The following is a 1,527-nucleotide window of genomic DNA, read 5'->3' as shown; positions in this document are numbered from 1 at the left end:
GGCTACTTCAACGTCGACTGGGCCTACCACTACTACCGCGGTCGCCGTTCCGGCAGGTCGGCCGGGGTGGCGGGGCCCGGTCGGGCCGGGTGGACGGGCGGCCCGCGGGGCGCCGCCGGGCGGGCGTACGGGGCGGTGGGGAAGGGCGCGTTCCGGCGGTTCTCGACCGGGGCTCCGCGCCGCGGTGAGCGCGGCGCGAGCGGGCGGCGATCCGGGCACGCGGCCACCCGACGGCCGGTCAGGAGGCGCCGGGCGCGCGGCCGGGAGGCGCCGGTCGGCCGGCCGGGAGGTCCCGGGTGCGCGGTCGGGAGGTCCCGGTCGGGTCCCGGGAACTCGGGCCCAGCGGCCCCGGGCGGGCGGGCCGAAGGGCCCTGGGGTGCGGAGGGCGCCTGTTCGGATCATGGAGCGCCATCCATTCGCACGACGTTCCGAAGGAGTGCGTCCTTGAGCGCCACCCAGGCACAGGGCGACCCCACCTCACCGCCGACGGCCCTCCCAGCAGGGACGGCCAGGGCCAGGAGGCCCGGTTCGGCCCTGGTCAGACTGCTGACCACCACCGACCACAAGACGATCGGCACCATGTACCTGGTGTCGTCGTTCGCGTTCTTCCTGATCGGCGGCATCCTCGCCCTGGTCATGCGCGCCGAACTCGCCCGGCCCGGAACGCAGATCCTCTCCAACGAGCAGTTCAACCAGGCCTTCACCATGCACGGCTCGGTGATGCTGCTGCTGTTCGCCATGCCGCTGTTCACCGGCTTCGCCAACTGGATCATGCCGCTCCAGATCGGCGCGCCGGACGTCGCCTTCCCGCGCCTGAACATGCTGTCCTACTGGCTGTTCATGTTCGGCTCACTGATCGCCGCGGCCGGCTTCGCGACCCCGCAGGGCGCCGCCGACTTCGGCTGGTTCCTCTACGCGCCGCTGTCCGACGCGATCCACTCGCCCGGCGTCGGCGCCGACATGTGGATCATGGGCGTGACGCTGTCCGGCTTCGGCAGCATCTTCGGCGCCGTCAACTTCATCACCACCATCATCTGCATGCGCGCTCCGGGCATGACCATGTTCCGGATGTCCATCTTCTGCTGGAACGTGCTGCTCACCTCGGTGCTGGTGCTGCTGGTCTTCCCGGTGCTGGCCGCCGCGCTGCTGGCGCTGGAGTGCGACCGCAAGTTCGGCTCCCACGTCTTCGACCCGGCCAACGGCGGGGCGATGCTCTGGCAACACCTGTTCTGGTTCTTCGGGCATCCCGAGGTGTACATCCTGGCGCTGCCGTTCTTCGGGATCGTCTCCGAGGTCATCCCGGTGTTCAGCCGCAAGCCGATGTTCGGCTACTCCGGCCTGATCGCCGCGACGGTGGCCATCGCGGGCCTGTCGGTGACGGTGTGGGCGCACCACATGTACGTCACCGGGCAGGTGTTGCTGCCGTTCTTCTCGTTCATGACCTTCCTGATCGCGGTCCCGACCGGGGTGAAGTTCTTCAACTGGGTCGGCACCATGTGGCGGGGCTCGCTGAGCTTCGAGACCCCG

At 70.3% G+C, this 1,527-nt stretch carries 1 protein-coding gene; it reads left to right on the top strand.

Going from position 1 to position 1,527, the window contains the following annotated elements; genetic code table 11:
- Nucleotides 1–444 precede the first annotated feature (444 nt).
- A partial coding sequence (locus tag ACIQOV_RS40945) for a cbb3-type cytochrome c oxidase subunit I (protein ID WP_401056159.1) occupies nt 445–1,527 on the top strand: 1,083 nt, incomplete at its 3' end.

The sequence above is a fragment of the Kitasatospora sp. NPDC091257 genome (genome assembly GCF_044757675.1).
Lineage (GTDB): Bacteria > Actinomycetota > Actinomycetes > Streptomycetales > Streptomycetaceae > Kitasatospora > Kitasatospora lactacystinica.
The sequence above is the reverse complement of the archived record's forward strand: the minus strand, read 5'-3'. Positions and strand labels throughout refer to the sequence as shown.